The organism is Acinetobacter geminorum (genome assembly GCF_013009345.1).
GTDB classification, from domain to species: domain Bacteria; phylum Pseudomonadota; class Gammaproteobacteria; order Pseudomonadales; family Moraxellaceae; genus Acinetobacter; species Acinetobacter geminorum.
On sequence record NZ_JABELE010000001.1, the window covers coordinates 323898 to 342978 of the forward strand.

At 39.1% G+C, this 19081-nt stretch carries 21 protein-coding genes; 15 read left to right on the forward strand and 6 right to left on the reverse strand.

What is annotated here, in order from left to right; all coding sequences use genetic code 11:
* The gene (gene yjgA / locus HJG58_RS01500) at positions 1–537 is read left to right on the forward strand and encodes a ribosome biogenesis factor YjgA (RefSeq protein ID WP_002117241.1); all 537 of its coding nucleotides are present in this window, start codon (positions 1–3) and stop codon (positions 535–537) included.
* 43 nt (positions 538–580) lie between these two features.
* On the opposite strand, the gene HJG58_RS01505 is transcribed toward yjgA, so the two are convergent.
* Positions 581–2218 (reverse strand): acyl-CoA synthetase, encoded by a 1638-nt coding sequence (locus HJG58_RS01505; protein ID WP_170247679.1) that lies wholly within the window; start codon positions 2216–2218, stop codon positions 581–583.
* Positions 2219–2612: 394 nt separating this feature from the next.
* On the opposite strand from HJG58_RS01505, the gene thrS reads away from it, so the two are divergent.
* From thrS to HJG58_RS01525, 4 genes are all read left to right on the forward strand, one after another.
* On the forward strand, positions 2613–4535 hold the full coding sequence (gene thrS, locus HJG58_RS01510) for a threonine--tRNA ligase (RefSeq protein WP_002117224.1): 1923 nt from the start codon (positions 2613–2615) through the stop codon (positions 4533–4535).
* A gap of 5 nt (positions 4536–4540) precedes the next feature.
* Positions 4541–5092 carry a translation initiation factor IF-3 gene (gene infC, locus HJG58_RS01515; protein WP_075383312.1) on the forward strand — a complete coding sequence of 184 codons (552 nt, stop codon included), beginning with the start codon at positions 4541–4543 and terminating at the stop codon, positions 5090–5092.
* Between the two features lie 227 nt (positions 5093–5319).
* A complete protein-coding gene (locus tag HJG58_RS01520) occupies positions 5320–5940 on the forward strand; it encodes a glutathione S-transferase N-terminal domain-containing protein (RefSeq protein ID WP_170247680.1) in 621 nt (206 codons plus the stop codon).
* Between the two features lie 53 nt (positions 5941–5993).
* Positions 5994–6422 carry a YqaA family protein gene (locus tag HJG58_RS01525; protein ID WP_170247681.1) on the forward strand — a complete coding sequence of 143 codons (429 nt, stop codon included), beginning with the start codon at positions 5994–5996 and terminating at the stop codon, positions 6420–6422.
* A gap of 40 nt (positions 6423–6462) precedes the next feature.
* On the opposite strand, the gene nreB is transcribed toward HJG58_RS01525, so the two are convergent.
* Positions 6463–7713 (reverse strand): nickel resistance MFS transporter NreB, encoded by a 1251-nt coding sequence (gene nreB / locus HJG58_RS01530; RefSeq protein ID WP_032062465.1) that lies wholly within the window; start codon positions 7711–7713, stop codon positions 6463–6465.
* Positions 7714–7751: 38 nt separating this feature from the next.
* Here nreB and HJG58_RS01535 point away from each other — a divergent pair, with 38 nt between their 5' ends.
* The 5 genes from HJG58_RS01535 (at position 7752) to HJG58_RS01555 (ending at position 9727) form a co-directional block, all read left to right on the forward strand.
* Positions 7752–7964, forward strand: a complete 213-nt coding sequence (locus HJG58_RS01535; protein ID WP_032062463.1) for a hypothetical protein — start codon at positions 7752–7754, stop codon at positions 7962–7964.
* Positions 7952–8146, forward strand: coding sequence for a 50S ribosomal protein L35 (rpmI, locus tag HJG58_RS01540; protein WP_002054552.1), 195 nt, complete (start codon positions 7952–7954; stop codon positions 8144–8146). Before HJG58_RS01535 ends, rpmI begins: the two co-directional genes overlap by 13 nt.
* Positions 8147–8157: 11 nt before the next feature.
* A complete protein-coding gene (rplT, locus tag HJG58_RS01545; RefSeq protein ID WP_000124858.1) occupies positions 8158–8517 on the forward strand; it encodes a 50S ribosomal protein L20 in 360 nt (119 codons plus the stop codon).
* Between the two features lie 91 nt (positions 8518–8608).
* Positions 8609–9166, forward strand: coding sequence for an NADAR family protein (locus HJG58_RS01550; protein ID WP_170247682.1), 558 nt, complete (start codon positions 8609–8611; stop codon positions 9164–9166).
* Between the two features lie 57 nt (positions 9167–9223).
* Positions 9224–9727, forward strand: a complete 504-nt coding sequence (locus HJG58_RS01555) for a GNAT family N-acetyltransferase (RefSeq protein WP_170247683.1) — start codon at positions 9224–9226, stop codon at positions 9725–9727.
* Positions 9728–9730: 3 nt separating this feature from the next.
* On the opposite strand, the gene HJG58_RS01560 is transcribed toward HJG58_RS01555, so the two are convergent.
* Positions 9731–10723 (reverse strand): hypothetical protein, encoded by a 993-nt coding sequence (locus tag HJG58_RS01560; protein ID WP_170247708.1) that lies wholly within the window; start codon positions 10721–10723, stop codon positions 9731–9733.
* A 158-nt stretch (positions 10724–10881) separates the two neighbouring features.
* Here HJG58_RS01560 and pheS point away from each other — a divergent pair, with 158 nt between their 5' ends.
* Genes pheS through HJG58_RS01575 form a run of 3 tightly spaced genes read left to right on the forward strand, consistent with a single transcriptional unit; the run spans position 10882 to position 14569 of the window.
* Positions 10882–11862 (forward strand): phenylalanine--tRNA ligase subunit alpha, encoded by a 981-nt coding sequence (gene pheS, locus HJG58_RS01565; protein WP_002117277.1) that lies wholly within the window; start codon positions 10882–10884, stop codon positions 11860–11862.
* 32 nt (positions 11863–11894) lie between these two features.
* The gene (gene pheT, locus HJG58_RS01570) at positions 11895–14276 is read left to right on the forward strand and encodes a phenylalanine--tRNA ligase subunit beta (RefSeq protein WP_170247684.1); all 2382 of its coding nucleotides are present in this window, start codon (positions 11895–11897) and stop codon (positions 14274–14276) included.
* The gene (locus tag HJG58_RS01575) at positions 14273–14569 is read left to right on the forward strand and encodes an integration host factor subunit alpha (protein ID WP_000126166.1); all 297 of its coding nucleotides are present in this window, start codon (positions 14273–14275) and stop codon (positions 14567–14569) included. The genes pheT and HJG58_RS01575 overlap by 4 nt, the downstream gene beginning before the upstream one ends.
* A gap of 140 nt (positions 14570–14709) precedes the next feature.
* Here HJG58_RS01575 and HJG58_RS01580 read toward each other — a convergent pair whose 3' ends face one another.
* Positions 14710–14949, reverse strand: a complete 240-nt coding sequence (locus HJG58_RS01580) for a hypothetical protein (RefSeq protein ID WP_086264983.1) — start codon at positions 14947–14949, stop codon at positions 14710–14712.
* A 94-nt stretch (positions 14950–15043) separates the two neighbouring features.
* Here HJG58_RS01580 and HJG58_RS01585 point away from each other — a divergent pair, with 94 nt between their 5' ends.
* A complete protein-coding gene (locus HJG58_RS01585; protein WP_170247685.1) occupies positions 15044–15169 on the forward strand; it encodes a hypothetical protein in 126 nt (41 codons plus the stop codon).
* Between the two features lie 190 nt (positions 15170–15359).
* Here HJG58_RS01585 and rho read toward each other — a convergent pair whose 3' ends face one another.
* Both rho and trxA read right to left on the reverse strand, forming a co-directional pair.
* On the reverse strand, positions 15360–16628 hold the full coding sequence (rho, locus tag HJG58_RS01590) for a transcription termination factor Rho (RefSeq protein ID WP_002117304.1): 1269 nt from the start codon (positions 16626–16628) through the stop codon (positions 15360–15362).
* A 322-nt stretch (positions 16629–16950) separates the two neighbouring features.
* Positions 16951–17277 (reverse strand): thioredoxin, encoded by a 327-nt coding sequence (trxA, locus tag HJG58_RS01595; RefSeq protein WP_002054512.1) that lies wholly within the window; start codon positions 17275–17277, stop codon positions 16951–16953.
* Positions 17278–17553: 276 nt separating this feature from the next.
* Between trxA and ppx the strand changes: the two genes are divergently transcribed.
* Positions 17554–19074, forward strand: a complete 1521-nt coding sequence (ppx, locus tag HJG58_RS01600; protein WP_170247686.1) for an exopolyphosphatase — start codon at positions 17554–17556, stop codon at positions 19072–19074.
* Positions 19075–19081 lie beyond the last annotated feature (7 nt).

Genomic DNA, 19081 nt, shown 5'->3' on the forward strand with positions numbered 1-19081 from the left:
GTGGCACGTCGTCCCCAACGTTATACTGAAGAAGATTTTGGCTCTTTAGAAGGACGTGCAAGTAAAACAGAACAGAAAAAAGCAGTTCAACGTATGGCTGCTTTAGGTGAGCAATTAGCACAACTTTCTGTTAAACAGATTCAAAAACTCCCAGTTGATGAACGTTTAATTGATGCGTTAATGGAAGTACAGAACATTAGTTCTTTTGAAGCTCGTCGTCGCCAGTTTCAACGTATTGGTAAATTATTGCGTAATGAAGATGAGACCGTTATTTTGTCTTATCTAACTCCGCAGCAAGGCGCAAAAAAGCAGGCTCAATTGATGCGTTGGGTTGATCGTATGATCGAACAAGGCGACCCTGCAATTAATGAATTTAGTAAAATTTATAATGCTTCGGAACGTCACACCTTGCGTCAGCATGTGTTGAGAATCAACCGTGATAAGAGTCAGCAAGTGAGTGAAGCAGAGCTTGAAGCATCAAAAGGTAAATTTGTTAACTATGTGCAGCAAATTGCTTTATTGTCTGACCAAGGCTAATGCTCTTCCATAAAAAGCGACGCTCAAGGCGTCGCTTTTTTATTTATACATTTGCAGCTCTTTCTTTTGCCCATTCACGCAAAATGAATTTCTGTAATTTGCCTGTCGATGTTTTTGGAATTTCCGTAATAACCACATCTTTAGGCACTTTAAAGCGCGCTAATTCTTTTTGGCAGTGTGCAATAATTTCTTCAGGTGTTGCTGTAGTACCCATCTTTAATTCAATAAACGCGCATGGTACTTCTTGCCAACGTGCATCGGGTTTAGCGACTACCGCAGCGGTTAATACAGCAGGGTGTTTATACAACACATCTTCTACTTCTAAAGATGAAATGTTTTCTCCACCTGAAATAATAATGTCTTTCGAACGATCAGTAATTTTTGCATAACCATCTGGGTGACAAACAGCTAGATCGCCCGTGTGAAACCAACCTCCAGCAAAGGCTTCTTGAGTCGCTTTAGGATTCTTTAAATAGCCTTTCATGACAATATTGCCACGGAACATGATTTCTCCCATGGTTTGACCATCATTAGGTACAGGTTTCATAGTCTCGGGATCTAATACACGCATGCTGTCTTGTAATGGGTAGGGTACGCCTTGACGGGAATGAAGTTGGGCTTGCTCAGCAATTGATAGCTCATTCCATCCAGATTGAGAAGCGCATAGTGCAGAAGGTCCATAAGTTTCTGTTAAGCCATATACATGGTTTACGTTAATCCCCATGTTTCGCATCCCTTCAATAATGGCAACAGGTGGAGCTGCCCCGGCAACCATGACTTCAACATGGTGATCAAAGTTCGTTTGTTTTTCTTTAGGTAAGTTAAGAATCATTGAAAGAACAATAGGCGCACCACAGAAATAATCAACTTTATGGGTTGCAATCAATTGCATGACTAATTCTGGATCAACTTTGCGTAAACAAATATTGGTTCCACCACTTGCTGCTATGCTCCATGCAAAACACCAGCCATTACAATGAAAGAGGGGGAGTGTCCATAAATACACAGCACGCGGTTTCATTCCACAAGCCAAGATATTGCTTGCAGCGTTAAGATAAGCCCCGCGATGATGATAGACCACGCCTTTGGGATTACCTGTAGTGCCAGATGTGTAATTTAAGCTAATCGCATCCCATTCGTCTTCTGGTAAATGCCAAGAGAAGTTAATATCGCCTTGAGCGATCCACTCTTCATATTCAAAAGAACCTAAAAACTGATTTTCGCCTTCATATTCTGTATCAGCTACATCAATCACAATAATGTGTTGATTCGGAATAAGTGAGAGGGCCTCTCTTGCCAAATTCACAAATTCAGGGTCAACCAACAGTACTTTACTTTCAGCATGTTCCAACATGAAAGCGATTGTTTTTGCATCTAAACGTGTATTGAGAGTATTAAGTACCGCACCAGCCATAGGAACTGCAAAATGCGCTTCAATCATGGCTGGAATATTTGGCAATAAGACAGATACCGTATCATTTTTCTCAATTCCCAGTTGCTTGAGCTGAGATGCAAATTGACAGCAGCGCTGATAAGTTTCTTTCCATGAAATTTGGCGTTTACCATGAATAATCGAAGCTTGATTCGGGTAAATATAAGCCGCACGCTCTAGGTAGCGTAGAGGTGATAACGCAACAAAGTTTGCGGGTGTGCGTGGTAACTCATCATAAGCACTAACCATGTGAAACAACTCCGTGTTCTATTTTTAATTCATTCTTTGAAAATATGATTTAATATTAATCAAAGCATTTATGCTTTAGTCTTAAAGGACGATACCCTCCAGTCAAAAAATGAGCAGAAATGCTATTTTCTTCATCTTAAACCACTTGTGTTAAACATGTTTAAAAATCATCTCAATATATTTTTTAAGTCATTTATTGCTGTTTACGCGATAAACAAAATGTATTTATGATTTTATGGACCCAAAGGTTTTCACATTGCTTGAACAAGTGTAAAATCTTTCAGGTTTTTTTAACTTTGATTTACACCGTTTTTATATTTTGAGGTTCGCCTCGATCATAATCTCGCGGTGAAATGCTCCTTCGTATAGGGCATCACTCCTTAAGGATTTTTTTATGCCAATTATCACATTGCCAAATGGCGATCAAAAGAGTTTTGATCACGCTGTATCTGTTATGGAAGTTGCCCAAAGTATTGGGCCTGGTCTAGCAAAAAATACTGTTGCTGGCCGTGTAAATGATCGCTTAGTTGATGCATGTGACTTAATTACCGAAGATTCGACCTTACAAATTATCACTCCAAAAGATGAGGAAGGTCTTGAAATTATTCGCCACTCTTGTGCACACCTTGTAGGACATGCTGTTAAACAGCTTTTCCCAGAAGCCAAGATGGTGATTGGTCCAGTCATTGAAGAAGGTTTTTACTACGACATCTGGATGCCACGTCCTTTTACCTTGGATGATATGGCAGCTATCGAAGAGCGTATGAAAAAGCTCATTGATCAAGATTACGATGTCGTTAAAAAAATGACACCACGTGATGAAGTTATTGCTGAATTTACTGCGCGTGGCGAAGAATATAAATTACGCTTGATTGCAGACATGCCTGAAGAAACACAAATGGGCTTGTACTACCATCAAGATTATTTGGATATGTGTCGTGGTCCACACGTACCGAATACCAAATTCTTAAAATCATTCAAGCTCACTAAAATCTCTGGTGCATACTGGCGCGGTGATGCGAAGAATGAACAGCTTCAACGTATTTATGGTACAGCATGGGCTGATAAGAAACAGCTTGCTGCATACATCAAACGTATTGAAGAAGCTGAAAAGCGCGACCATCGTAAAATTGGTAAAGCTTTAGACTTGTTCCATATGCAAGAAGAAGCACCAGGTATGGTGTTCTGGCATCCAAACGGTTGGACGATTTACCAAGTTCTTGAACAATACATGCGTAAAGTTCAGCAAGACAACGGTTACCTTGAGATTAAAACACCACAAATTGTAGACTTTACATTGTGGGAAAAATCAGGTCATGCGGCGAACTACGCTGACAACATGTTTACGACTCATTCTGAAAATCGTAATTATGCCGTTAAGCCAATGAACTGCCCATGTCACGTGCAAGTTTTCAACCAAGGTTTGAAGTCTTACCGTGATCTACCGATTCGTTTAGCAGAGTTTGGTTCTTGTCATCGTAACGAACCATCAGGTTCTTTACACGGCATTATGCGTGTACGTGGCTTTACACAAGATGACGCACACATCTTCTGTACTAAAGAACAGATCGGTCAAGAAGTTGCTGACTTTATTAAGCTGACTTTAGAAGTTTATAAAGATTTTGGCTTTGAAGAAGTGCAAATGAAACTTTCTACACGTCCAGAAAAACGTGTGGGTGATGATGCGCTTTGGGATATGGCTGAAAAATCTTTAGCAGATGCTTTAGATGCAGCGGGTCTGGAATGGGAATTGCAACCTGGTGAAGGCGCGTTCTATGGTCCGAAAATTGAATTCTCATTGAAAGACTGTCTCGGTCGTGTATGGCAGTGTGGTACTATTCAGTGTGACTTCAACTTACCAGAACGTTTAGATGCGTCTTATGTGACTGAAGACAATGATCGTGATCAGCCTGTGATGTTGCATCGTGCAATTCTTGGCAGTTTTGAGCGTTTTATTGGTATACTAATTGAACACTACGCTGGTTTCATGCCACCTTGGTTGTCGCCGTTACAAGCATGTGTCATGAATATTACCGACTCACAAGCTGAAGCTTGTGAGAAAGTCGTAGCAAAACTCAAAGAAAATGGCCTTCGTGCTATTTCTGACTTGAGAAATGAAAAAATCGGATTTAAGATTCGTGAGCGTACTCTAGAGCGTATTCCTTACCTATTAGTTCTTGGTGATCGAGAAGTTGAAGAAGGTACAGTGAATGTGCGTACCCGCTCAGGAAAAAATTTAGGTACTATGTCAGTAGATGCATTCATTGACTTAGTGAAGTCTGCCGTCGCCGAACGTGGCCGGTATATTGTGGAGTAAGAAAGATTAAACAGCCTGACCGTAACCAACAACAAGGTGCAAAAAGCAACCGTCCAGCAATTAACGACGAGATCCGTGCAAAAGAAGTACGCCTCGTTGGTGCTGACGGTGAGCAAAAAGGAATTGTTTCATTAAATGAAGCACTGCGCGCTGCTGAAGAGGCAGATCTTGACCTAGTTGAGATCGTTGCAAACGCCGAGCCGCCTGTTTGTAAAATTATGGATTACAACAAGCACTTGTTTGACCTTAAGCAGAAGCAAAAAGATGCGAAGAAAAAACAGCATCAAGTGCAAGTGAAGGAAATCAAACTGCGCCCTGCAACTGATGTTGGTGATTATCAAGTTAAGCTTCGTGCTATTTTGAAATTCCTTGAAGAAGGAAACAAAGTGAAAATCACTTTACGTTTCCGTGGTCGTGAAATGGCTCACCAACAACTTGGCTTAGCTCAATTACAAAAAATTGAAGCAGATGTCGCTGAGTTTGGGGTTGTGGAACAAGCACCTAAAATGGAAGGCCGTCAAATGGGTATGTTACTTGGACCTAAAAAGAAAAAGTAATACTCAAAAAAAGCACTGCAAAAGCAGTGCTTTTTTATATCCTTATCATAATAAAAAAGATGATTTAATTTTCTCTGTTCAGTTTTATTTAAGACAATTGCTATATCTTTTAAAAGAAATTCAATTCTTGAATTTTATGTATTTTTTAGTGTTGGAAACCTCATCGTTTCTCTTAAAACATGCTATAACGCAAGATGCAGTCATGATAACGATGAATAGGAAATAGAATGATTGATCTCTATTATTGGGGAACTCCCAATGGACATAAAATCACAATTGCCTTAGAAGAAATGGGACTGGATTATACTCTTTACCCCATCAATATTTTAGAAAATGATCAATTTCAACCAGACTTTCTGAGAATTTCTCCAAATAATAAAATTCCGGCAATTGTTGACCAAGATGGACCTCGTGGTGAGCCAATTTCAATATTTGAATCAGGTGCGATCCTGCAATATCTAGGTCGAAAAACTGAATTATTTTATCCAACTGATGAGCAAGAGCGAGTTGAAGTTGAACAATGGCTCATGTGGCAAATGGGTGGGCTAGGGCCTATGCTTGGGCAGAATCATCATTTTAACCGCTTTGCACCAGAAAAAATTCCATACGCGATAGACCGCTATGTAAATGAAACTAAGCGCTTATATGGTGTGCTGAATAAGCAGCTTATTGGTCAGAAGTTTGTTGCAGGTGAATACTCGATTGCTGATATGGCAATTTTACCTTGGATCTTGCGCTATGAATGGCAAGGTATTCAGCTAGAGGATTATCCTTATGTGCAAGAATATATTGTTCGCTTGACGGCACGTCCTGCGGTACAAAAAGCACTATCAATTAAAGTTATTTAACTTTTATTGGTAGCGTAATGAATAAAGTGAAAGGTGATTTGGTCTAATTTAATATGCTAAGTTACTTTTTACTTTTTTTGAGCGCGTTTGGGGCGGCTACATTATTACCGTTACAATCAGAAGCTGTACTCGCCACCTTATTATTAAAAAAAGAATATTCTGCTTTTCTTCTCATTTCTATCGCCACTTTCGGAAATGTACTGGGCTCGTGTGTGAACTGGTGGCTTGGTTTAAAAATAGAGCAGTTTAAACACAAAAAGTGGTTTCCTGTTTCTGAAAAGCGTTTAGAGCAAGCTCAAAGCTTTTATCATAAGTATGGGTTTTATTCGCTGCTTTTAAGTTGGACACCTATTATTGGTGACCCACTTACTTTAGTTGCAGGTTTATTCAAAGAAAATTTTTGGCGTTTTTTAATTATAGTTTTGATTGCTAAAGCAGGACGCTATATTTTTATTTATTGGGTGATTACAGATTTTATTTAAGATAAAAGCATCCGAAGATGCTTCTATTAAAACGATTTAATTAGTCTTCTGAGCTTTTAGTAATATCGACTTTAAATAGATCATTGGTTTTTAGCCAACAGAAAGTGACCACTGCAAGTGTCATACAACCACCAAAAATAGTCGCTGCAATCGTTCCTAAATATTTAGCTGCCAACCCTGACTCAAATGCACCCAGCTCATTACTTGATGAAACAAACATTCCGTTTACAGCAGCAACGCGACCACGCATATTTTCTGGTGGAAAAATTTGCAAAATGGTTTGTCTAACCACAACTGAAATACTGTCACAAGCGCCTGTCATAGCCAACGCAAATAGTGATAACCACATGTTGTTTGAGAATGCGAAAAGAATCGTGAAAACACCAAATCCTGCAACAGCAAGTAGCATGTTACGCCATGCATGTTGAGTTGGCGGGAAGCGAGTCAAAGCAATCATAGTGACGAGCGCTCCAATAGAGGGGGCCGCACGCAAATATCCAAGCCCTTCTGGACCGACTTTCAAGATATCTTCTGCGAAAATTGGTAATAATGCGATGACTCCACCAAATAAAACAGAAGCTAAATCAAGAGAAATTGCCCAAAGAACAATTTTGGTTTTCCAGATAAAACGGAAACCATCTCCTAAACTTTCTAAAACATTAGCAGTTTCAATTTTAGGGAAAGTACGCTTATGCAATAGGTTAATTAAGATAAAACAAATAGCAAGTAAAACCGCAACACTAAATAGGCTTGTTTCTCGGCCTAAATAGGCAAGCATGAAACCACCAAGCATTGGCCCGATAATTACACCACTTTGCCAACCGATTGTCGTCCATGTTGCACCATTTGCATACAGTTCACGAGGTATCAAAAATGGTTTTAAAGACGTTGCAGAAGGATTGTAAAAGCCACGAATTGTACCCAAACCAAAAATAACAGCATAAATACCCCATGAAAGGAAATTTACGCTGATATGACCTAGACCATGCAGATGGAACAGCGACCATAGTACTAAAGGAAGAGGAACCGAGAAAAATAAACAGATTTTCATAATAATCTGTTTATTAAACCGATCTGCAAAATAGCCACCCCAAAGAGAAAGAGCAATAAAAGGAATGGCTTCTGCAAGTCCTATTAAACCTAGAGTCAGAGGATCTTTGGTGATTTGATAGAGTGAGTAAGCAACAATAATTTCTTGAATCAGAATTGCTAAAGTTAAGCAAAATTGATTAATCGTAACAATTGAGAAATCTCTGTAGCGTAAGGCAGCAAATGCATCATGTTTCTGCATTAGGAATATCGTATGTTGATAATTTGATCGTATTATAAATGGAAAAAAGCGCAGGTGCTTTATTTATTATTGATATTGCTAACACCGTGGAAGGCGAAAAAGTCTTTCTTTGCATCATAAAAACAGTAACTAATAGTTTTAATTTTAGTCAGCATACTATAAAATACGCGCTTCCTTACCTGCAGGTCGATTTTGCAATGGTGCGATCGTGCCGAACAGGTGCCCAAAAGAGGTTACTATGGCTAAGTTAAAAACTCGCCGTGGTGCAGCTAAACGCTTCAAAGCGACTGCAAACGGTTTTAAGCGCAAACAAGCATTCAAGCGCCACATTTTGACCAAAAAATCTGCTAAACGTATCCGTCAATTACGCGGCTGTGTAATGGTTCATGTTTCTGACATGAATTCAGTTCGTCGTATGTGCCCATACATCTAAGGAGATTATAAATGGCTCGTGTAAAACGTGGTGTAGTGGCTCATCGTCGTCACAAAAAAATTCTTGCTCGCGCTAAAGGTTACTACGGTGCTCGTTCACGCGTTTACCGCGTAGCGTTCCAAGCGGTAATCAAAGCTGGTCAATACGCTTACCGTGACCGCCGTCAAAAGAAACGTCAATTCCGTGCTCTATGGATTGCGCGTATCAATGCTGGTGCTCGTCAAAACGGTTTGTCTTACAGCCGTATGATCGATGGCTTGAAAAAAGCTCAAGTGATCATCGACCGTCGCGTATTAGCTGACATCGCTATGCATGATGCAGTAGCATTTGCTGCTTTAGCTGAAAAAGCTAAAGGCGCATTAGCTGCATAAGCTTAGAGATTCAAAGAAAGACCGCTTTTTAGCGGTCTTTTTTATTTTTAGTGGTTCTATTTTAAAAAGAGATAACAATCAGAGATAAAAGATGAAAGACGAAAAATTTCTAAATGATTTAATTCAAAAAGTACAGCAAGGTCATCAGGTCAAATATTTATATTTCTGGGGGCATATTCCTAAGAAAGCTGGTGTTGTTGATAAGAGTTGTTTTAGTCAGTGGTTTCCTGCGCAATTTGAAGTAGAGGGTATTGAATACTTTACTGCTGAACACTATATGATGGCGCAAAAAGCAAAATTATTTAATGATGAAGAAATTTTTGCACGAATTTTGCAAGTTAAACATCCTAATGAAGCGAAACAGCTAGGTCGTAAAGTGCGTAATTATGATGAACAAGTATGGCAAGAAAAGCGTTTTGACATTGTGGTGCGAGCAAACTCTGCTAAATTCTCTCAGCATTCGGAATTGAAAAAATTCTTATTAGCAACGAAAGATCGTATTTTAGTTGAAGCATCTCCAGTCGATAAAATTTGGGGAATTGGTATGGCGCAAGACCATCCACATATTCAAGATCCATCTCTATGGCAAGGACTAAACTTATTAGGTTTTGCTTTAATGCATGTTCGAGGACTACTTTTACCTGAGTAGGTTGGTGTGAGACCAATCAATACTTCACTTTAAAAGTAGTGGCGTGAGGGAAGTGAATTGAAATCATTAAATGACATGGATATTCGTATAGCATCACTTAAGGATGCATTATCTATTGCAGAAGTACATGTACAGAGTTGGAAAGAAACCTATACAGGTATGATTAAGCAAGAAATATTGAATGAGCTTAACGTACTAGATAAAGAACAGTTATGGAAAGAGATAAGCAGAAGTCCTGATCATAAGTTATTTATCTATACTGAAAATGGAGTAGTGAAAGGCTTTCTCGATGGTCATTTAAATCCAGAGAATAATATTGCTGAAATTATGGCTTTTTATCTTTTAAAAGAAGTTCAAAAGCAAAGCATTGGACGTGAGTTATTTCAAAAGTTCTACCAATGTGCTTTAAATCAAGGATACAGTTTTATTCGCTTAGAAGTCTTTAATAAAAATCCAAGTCGTTTCTTCTACGAAAAAATGGGAGCTAAATTAATTGGGGAAACCGAACTACCTGAGTTCGGCCCCGAAATAACAGAGTTACTTTATCAATGGAAACTCTAATCTTTAAAGACCAAAATAATAAGCCAAAGCACAAATAATAATCGTCAAAACAATCAGCTTAATAACGCCTAAACCATTGCCTTTATGGTGGTGAGACTTAAGATGCTGTGAATTTTCATTTGATTGCTCAAATGGAGATGCTTTAACTATAGGCACCATCTGAGCTGTCTGATAATGGTTGGCAACTTTTACAATAAGCTTGGCAAACAAATCATCAGTTTTTTGTGTAAAGTTTCTTAAATTGATGAGTTGCTCTTGGTCTAAGTCTTCCCCTAAAGGATCATTTGCAAGGCGTTTCTTTTGTTCTAAATAATCAGCTAATGCTTGAGTATGAGATAAAAGTTGATGGGCATAATCTGCGGGATAATTTTCTGGAATTAAAGCAAGTCTTGGTTCTAAGCTTTTAATATTTGTACCATCAAAAAGAGCATTTTGAAATTCTGGTTCCTCAAAGCCTGCTGCGTACTTACTCTGGAATAATTCACTATCCATAAAATCGGCGATTTCTTGCCATGGCGGATTTTTTAAATCAACTTCAATTTTTTTTGATAATTTTTCATTGAGTTCAAAACGCCAGAAAGTTTCTAAACGAAGCTCACAGGTTTGTGAGGCAGGGGCTTCGAATTCATTATCATTGTTATACCATTCGGCAAGCTCATGGCCAAAAATCCATGCAAACTTCTTATCGTTTTGATGACTCACAATAAAATGAGTATAAGGTAAGAGCTCGACATTGCTATTCGGATTTTGCTCTTCATTGAGAAGGCTTGATAAATGTAAGCTAAGCTTCGAGGTGCCTTGTTTTTTTAATGCTTCTAGCCAAACTTGGAAGTGTTGAGCCAATAAATGCTGAGAAGTTAAGTCACGAAACTGAAAACTATGATGGTCGAAAATATGATGTTGTCGCCATTGGTTAAAGCTTAAATTCTGACGGAGGTATTCATTACCATATGTCACAAGCGTAAGTTGTTGTTTCCAAATCTGATTAAGCGCCATAATAGTTGATCTCATTGACGATGCTATTATCTTATACGTTTTGTCTTTTTGTTGCCTAATACATTTTTCATGATGGATAAACTTCATCAATTCGATGAAAAACTGTTAGAATGCAGTGTTTTATTATATTTTTTAAATTTGTTGCTTTGAGAGTTAATATGTCACTGGAAGCCCTGACCACAGAAGCGCTTGCTGCCATTGCAGCAGCTCAAGACCTTGTTGCACTTGATCAGGTGCGTGTGCAATTTACAGGGAAAAAAAGCCAGCTTGCAGAACAATCGAAAGCATTAGGGAAAATGGACCCTGAAGAACGCAAAGTACAAGGTGCTGCGATTCATGCTGTTCGAGAAACAATTAATACTGCATTAACAGAACGTCAAGCGGCACTACAACAGGCAGCACTTGCACAAAAGCTAGCAAGTGAAACGATTGATATTACATTGCCGGGCCGTGGTCAACGTATTGGTACAGTCCACCCTGTTACTCAGGTACAAGAGCGAATTTGCCAGTTCTTTACTAAAGCTGGTTTTACAGTTGCAACCGGTCCAGAAGTTGAAGATGACTATCACAATTTCGAAGCATTAAATATTCCTGGTCACCATCCAGCACGTGCTATGCACGATACTTTCTACTTTGATGCCACTCACTTGCTACGTACGCATACCTCTGGGGTACAGATTCGTACAATGGAGACGAGTGAGCCGCCAATTCGTATCGTATGCCCTGGCCGTGTTTACCGTTGTGATTCGGATCAAACGCATTCGCCAATGTTCCACCAGATCGAAGGCTTATATGTGGCTGAGAATACAAGCTTTGCTGAATTAAAAGGTTTATTGATTAACCTACTGAATGAATTTTTTGAGAAAGATTTAAAAGTACGTTTCCGCCCATCATATTTCCCGTTTACAGAGCCTAGTGCAGAAGTAGATATCATGGATGAGCGTGGACGTTGGTTAGAAGTTTTAGGCTGTGGCATGGTACATCCAAATGTATTGCGTGCTGCGGGTATTGATCCTGATAAATACAAAGGCTTTGCTTTTGGTTTAGGGGTAGAGCGTTTTGCAATGTTGCGTTATGGCATTAATGATTTGCGTATGTTCTATCAAAATGATGTGCGTTTCTTACGCCAATTTGCCTAACAATTTTTCAGGATTAAAAAAGGTTTATAAAGATGAAGATTAGCGAAAATTGGTTACGTACATGGGTTAATCCAGCAATTGATAGTGAGACATTGTCTGATCAGTTAACTATGCTTGGGCTTGAAGTTGATGAATTAGCACCTGTGGCTAAACCATTTACAGGTGTCGTGGTTGGCGAAGTTTTAACAGTTGAGCAGCATCCAGATGCAGACCGTCTGCGTGTAACAACAGTGAATATTGGTACAGGTGAATCTCTGCAAATTGTATGTGGTGCTCCTAATGTCCGTGCTGGAATGAAAGCACCTGTGGCAACCATTGGTGCCGTATTACCAGGTGATTTTAAAATCAAAAAAGGTAAGCTTCGCGGCGTTGAGTCACAAGGTATGCTGTGCGGCGCTTCTGAAATTGATCTTGAAGATAAGATCGATGGTTTACTCGAACTACCAGCTGATGCTCCAGTAGGAGTAAACATCCGTGAATACTTAAAACTTGATGATAACGTCATCGATATCAGTATTACACCAAACCGTGGTGATTGTTTCAGTATCCGTGGTATCGCACGTGAGATTGCAGTAATTAACCAACTGCAAATGAATGAACCTGAAATCAAATCAGTTGATGCGACAATTGCTGATGAGAAGAAAGTAGTGATCAGCACTGAAGGTGCGCCACGCTACTTAGGGCGTGTAATTAAAAACGTTAATGTAAAAGCTGCTACTCCTGAGTGGATGGAGCAGGCTTTAGCACGTTCAGGAATTCGCACGCACAGTATTTTGGTTGATGTGACGAACTATGTCCTCATGGAATTGGGTCAGCCAATGCATGCTTTCGATTTAGCTAAAATCGAAGGGACTATACAAGTGCGTCAAGCTCAGCCACAAGAAAAATTACAACTCCTTAATGATCAAGAAGTTGAATTGCAAGAAGATATCATGGTGATTGCTGATGACCAGAAAGCTTTGGCAATTGCTGGAATTATGGGTGGTTTAGCATCAAGTGTAACTGATGATACAACTGACATTTTCCTAGAAAGTGCTTTCTTCGCACCACTTGCTATTGCTGGACGTGCTCGTCGTTTTGGCTTGCATACCGATTCTTCACAGCGTTATGAACGTGGTGTAGATTTTGAATTGCCGTTAATTGCGATGAACCGTGCTTCGCAGCTTATTCAAGAGTTGGCAGGTGGTGAATTTGGTCCAATTACTGTTGCTGAAAAAACTGAAATTTTACCAAAACGTGAAGCAATTGAACTGAAACAAGCTCAGGTAGACCAATTGTTGGGATATCAAGTGACGGCTGATTTCATTGCAGATGCTTTAACTCGACTAGGGTGTGAAGTAACTGTTAAAGCTGAAGGTGAATGGAGTGTAGTACCTCCATCACATCGCTATGACATGGCTATTTATCAAGACCTAATTGAAGAAGTGGCACGTATTGATGGTTATGACAATATCCAAATTAGCTTACCAAGCATGGATGTTCAATTAGCTAAATATCAAGACCGTTTTGAAATTGCAGAGTTACGCCAAACTATCGTGACTTTAGGCTATCAAGAAGCAATTAGTTTTAGTTTTGCTGATGCAAAACTTGAAAAGCAATTGAACCCGCAAGTAAATCCGTTAATGCTAGCAAATCCAATTTCAAGTGATTTGGCTGCAATGCGTAGTACTCTACTTTCAAGTTTAATCCCTTGCGTACAATATAATCTCAACCGTCAACAAAGTCGTGTTCGTTTCTTTGAATTAGGACTTCGTTTTGATTATCAAAATGCTAAAAGTATTGCAGATCTAAAACAGATTCCGACTTTAGCTCTAGTGGCAGTTGGCTCGCAACAACCTGAATCTTGGCATGTGAAGCCTCAATCAATGGATTTCTTTGACTTCAAAGGAGAGATAGAAGAGATTTTGGCTGCTGGTCGTGTCAAAGTTGAATATGTACGTTCTGAGCGTGCATGGTTGCATCCGGGGCAGTCTGCTGAAATTTTAGTTGATGGACAATCAATTGGTTACTTAGGCCATCTGCATCCATCTTTAGAAAATGAGCTTGATTTAACAACAACGTGGGTTGCTGAGCTTGATCAAACAGCCGTTTTGCAATCTTATGTATCTAATTTTACAGAATTATCACGTTTTCCTTCGATTAGACGTGATATTGCGCTTTTAATCTCTGATAATATAAATGTTAGAGATATTCAGCAGTTAATCGAAAAAACTGGTGGAGAGCTTTTAGACTCTACATGGTTATTCGATGTGTATACGGGGCAGGGTGTCGAAGAAGGTAAGCGCTCATTGGCGTTTGCACTATTATGGCAACATCCTTCACGTACGCTTGAAGATGCTGAAATTAAATCTGGTATGGACAATATAATCCAAGTGTTGGAAAACACTTATCAAGCGACATTGAGGGCCTCATGACAGCATTAACTAAAGCAGACATGGCTGATCATTTAAGTGAGTTAACCAGCTTAAATCGCCGTGAAGCAAAACAAATGGTCGAGTTGTTCTTCGACGAGATTAGCCAAGCGCTTATTGCAGGGGAGCAGGTTAAGCTTTCTGGTTTTGGTAATTTCGAGTTAAGAGATAAACGCGAACGTCCAGGACGTAACCCTAAGACAGGTGAGGAAATTCCAATTTCTGCGCGCCGTGTAGTTACATTCAGAGCGGGTCAGAAGTTTAGACAACGCGTTGGAAATGAGCAGATCGATTGATCTGCTTTTTTTATATTTTAGATAGCTTTACATAATTTTATTGGGCAGCAATATAGGGTCGCTTAATCTTAGAAAATTAAACTTTAAACATAAAAAAAGAGGACAAAATGTCCTCTTTTTTATCTAATCTAAATTATAGATTAGTGTGCAGCAGAAGCAGCAACGTCAGAAGCAGCAGCAGCAACGTCAGAAGCAGCAGCAGCAACGTCAGAAGCAGCAGCGTCAACAGCTACAGCAGCTTCAGAAGCAGCAGCAGTAGCTTCAGAAGCAGCAGCTACAGCTTCAGAAGCAGCAGCAGGCGCTTCTTCTTTCTTAGAACAACCAACGAAAGCTAAAGTAGCAGCAACAGCAGCAGCAACAGCGAATTTTTTGAATAACATGGCATCACTCTCACAAAAAAGATTTGAGATTAAAAAAACCTAAGTTGGACTGTTTTGCTTTTATTATTCCTAAAACGTAGCTAGGTAACAACGCATGGAGCAGTCTAACTGGTCTGCCGCTATGCTATCACTGCACATGCTGAAATACTACTGTCGCTTGTCAAAAAAACGTATGAAAAAGAGAAAAACAGACTGTTTTTTAACAGAAAAAAACAATTAACTGACTACTATATATTGGAAAAGGTAGAGGTAAGCTACTAAAAAAACTAAGCTTTTTTATGCAAAAATATTTATTATCAAAAGCTTATAAATAATTTTACATAAAAATAAGCAAAATGTATTTTTGTGTAAAGCTTGTCAACCAAATAAAAAGCCACTCAAAAGAGTGGCTTTTTTGAAGGCTTAATTACTTAAGTTGAAGCTTTACGTTTCATTTGATCAAAGAAATCATCATTTGTTTTGGTTTCTTTCATACGGTCAAGTAAGAATTCCATTGCTGCCAATTCATCCATAGGGTGAAGTAGCTTACGGAGGATCCATACTTTGCGTAATTTATCTTCATCCATTAAACGCTCTTCACGACGTGTGCCAGATTTTTTGATATTCATAGCAGGGAAGACGCGTTTTTCAGCAATACGGCGATCAAGCGTAATCTCTTGGTTACCTGTACCTTTGAATTCTTCATAAATTACATCATCCATTTTACTGCCTGTTTCAATCAAAGCAGTAGAGATGATCGTAAGTGAACCACCTTCTTCGATATTACGTGCAGCACCGAAGAAACGTTTAGGGCGCTCTAATGCATGAGCGTCTACACCACCAGTTAACACTTTGCCTGATGATGGGATTACTGTGTTATAAGCACGTGCAAGACGAGTAATAGAGTCAAGAAGAATCACAACATCTTTTTTATGTTCAACAAGACGTTTAGCTTTTTCAATGACCATTTCTGCAACTTGTACATGGCGAGCTGGTGCTTCATCAAATGTTGAGGCAATAACTTCACCGCGAACAGTACGCTCCATTTCAGTTACTTCTTCTGGACGTTCGTCAATGAGTAGAACAATCAAGAATACTTCTGGATTGTTTCTAACAATCGATTGAGCAATATTTTGAAGTAACATTGTTTTACCCGCTTTCGGCGGTGCAACAATAATAGAACGTTGGCCTTTACCAATTGGCGCAACTAAATCAACGACACGAGCAGTTAAGTCTTCTGTCGTACCATTACCTAATTCCATAACCAATTGTTCGGTCGGGAAAAGGGGAGTTAAGTTTTCAAATAAAATTTTATTACGAGAATTTTCTGGCGTGTCGTAGTTAATCTGGTTAACTTTGAGCAACGCAAAATAACGCTCACCTTCTTTTGGAGGGCGAATAGTACCTGTGATGGTATCACCTGTACGCAAGTTAAAGCGTCGGATCTGTGAAGGACTCACATAAATATCATCCGGACCTGCTAAATACGAACCTGCGGCAGAACGCAAAAAACCAAAACCATCAGAGAGAATTTCGAGAACGCCATCACCAAAAATTTCTTCGCCATTCATCGCATGGCGTTTCAAAATGGCAAAGATAATATCTTGCTTTCTGTTACGAGCCATACCTTCCAGGCCCATAAATTCAGCAATTTTAATTAGTTCGCCGATTGGTTTTTTCTTGAGTTCAGTTAAATTCATAAGGGTCAGAATTAGGAAAGAGTAGAGTGTGGTTTAAAAAGGAGAAAAATCGCTCGCATACAAAAAAGATTATCGCAATTGTATTTACACAATAACAATTCAGAAGTCTGATTAATTGTTTCGAAGAGAAATGTGAAAAAACAATTTCTGTTGCCGAGTGGCGATCTTTATGTTTGTGTCTTGTAAGAAGCCGGACGAAGATGATTCCCTTCAGTGCCTCTTGAGCATGCAATATAAGCCAGCCTAGCTAATTTGTCAATTTATAGGCGAAAAAAATACGCTATAAAAAAGTATAGCGTATTTTCTTTTTTAGCATTTTGACTTAAACATTTTCATCAATAAAGCTAACAAGTTTAGAGCGAGGTACAGCACCAATTTGTTGAGCTACAACTTCACCATTTTTGAAAAGTAGTAAAGCAGGAATGTTACGGATGTTGTATTTCACTGCTGTATCTTCGCAAGAAGTCACATCAACTTTAACAATTTTTACTTTACCAGCATATTCACTTGATAGGTCTTCAAGCACAGGCGCGATCGCTTTACAAGGTGCACACCATCCTGCCCAGAAGTCAACAAGTACAGGGGTTTCAGCATCTAAAACATCTGCTTGGAAGTTATCATCAGTTGTATTTACAATAGTCGCAGACATGGTACGGCTCCAATTTTTAGAAAAAAGTGCTATTACAGGAGAAAATTATCTCTATAAGTATTACATAGCTACTTAGTTCAATGTAAGGGTTTGATGCTATTATTCAAGGCTTAACTAAATTTGTCTAATGGATGCTCACGATATCCATCATCGACTTGTACAATCAACTTATAAATAGAAAAATTTAAATGACAGCTAATTGTTGATGAAAATGGCTTTTCAATTGCATTCTTGTGAATTACTCTAGGCGTGAATTGTTATGGGTTTAGTTCAATAATGTCTGATTTTCTGATTGATGAAGAATTACTTGCCGCCATTGATATGGGGTCGAACAGTTTTCACCTTGCAATTGCACGGGTAGATCATGGCGAAGTTAAAAAAGTTGCTTCGATGTCAGAAAAAGTACAGCTTGCAGCTGGTTTAGATGAGAATAAAAACCTAACAGAAGCCGCTCAGCAACGAGGCTTAGCCTGCTTGGCTCGTTTTGTGGGAAGATTAAGTTCTGTTCAACCGAATCGCTTACGAATTGTGGCGACCAATGCTTTGCGTCAGGCAAAAAATGGTCATGAATTTATTCAAAAAGCAGCAGAAATTTTGCCTAAACCTATTGAAATTATTGCTGGGCGAGAAGAAGCGCGTCTGATTTATCTTGGCGTATCGCATACCATGGCAAATGGTGGTCGACGTTTGGTTGTAGATATTGGTGGTGGTTCTACTGAGTTCATTATTGGTGAAGAGTTTGAACCTATTTACACTGAGTCATTGCAAATGGGATGTGTGGCTTATACAAAAGCCTACTTTGCTGATGGCGAAATCACACAAAAAGCCTTTGATAAAGCAGTAGTTGCTGCGCGTAAAGAACTTTCAGCTATTGCAACAACGTATAAAATGGAAGGTTGGGATACTGTCGTTGGTTCTAGTGGAACGATTAAAGCTTGCCGTCAAATTATGGTGAATATGGGCTTGAGCGATGAACAAGAAAACGTTACTCGAGAAGGTTTATATAAACTCAAAGATAAATTACTTAAGTTTAAAAATATTTCTGAAATTGATTTTGAAGGGTTAAGAGAAGATCGACGAGCAGTTTTGCCAGCCGGATTGGCAATTTTGTACGCAGTTTTCGAAGTTTTGGAAATTGATCGTTTGGCATATTCTGATGGTGCATTACGTGAAGGAGTCATGTATGACCTGTTAGGTCGTTTTAAACATGAAGATATCCGTGATCGCAGTGTACAGGCTTTAATGGGGCGTTATAACGCAGATCCGAAACAGGCAGAACGAGTTGTAAATACAGCACAACAATTATTTGATGGTGTTGCAGATTCCCTTAATTTAACGAGTGAAGACAGTGACTTACTGCGTCGAGCCGCCTATTTGCATGAAATTGGTTTAGCAATTAGTCATGGTGGTTATCACCGTCATGGTGCTTATTTATTGCAGCATTCTGATATTCCGGGCTTCTCACAAATTGATCAAAATCACCTTTCACATTTGGTCGCTCACCACCGTCGTAAATTGCGAAATGATGTAAAAAATGAAATTTTGAAGGCTGGTGGTAATAAATTACTTTATCTATGTTTATTACTTCGCCTAGCAGTTTTACTCAACCATAGTCGAAGTGATCAGATGCTTCCTGCCATTGAACTGACCATCATAAATGATCAACAATGGCAACTTAGTGTTTCTGGTGATGCCAAACAATGGCCATTGTTAGTTGCCGACTTGCATGATGAGCAAGAGCAGTTTAAGCATTGGGACATTGAATTGAATATTCAGTCGGAAAAATTTATCGATTAAAGGGATA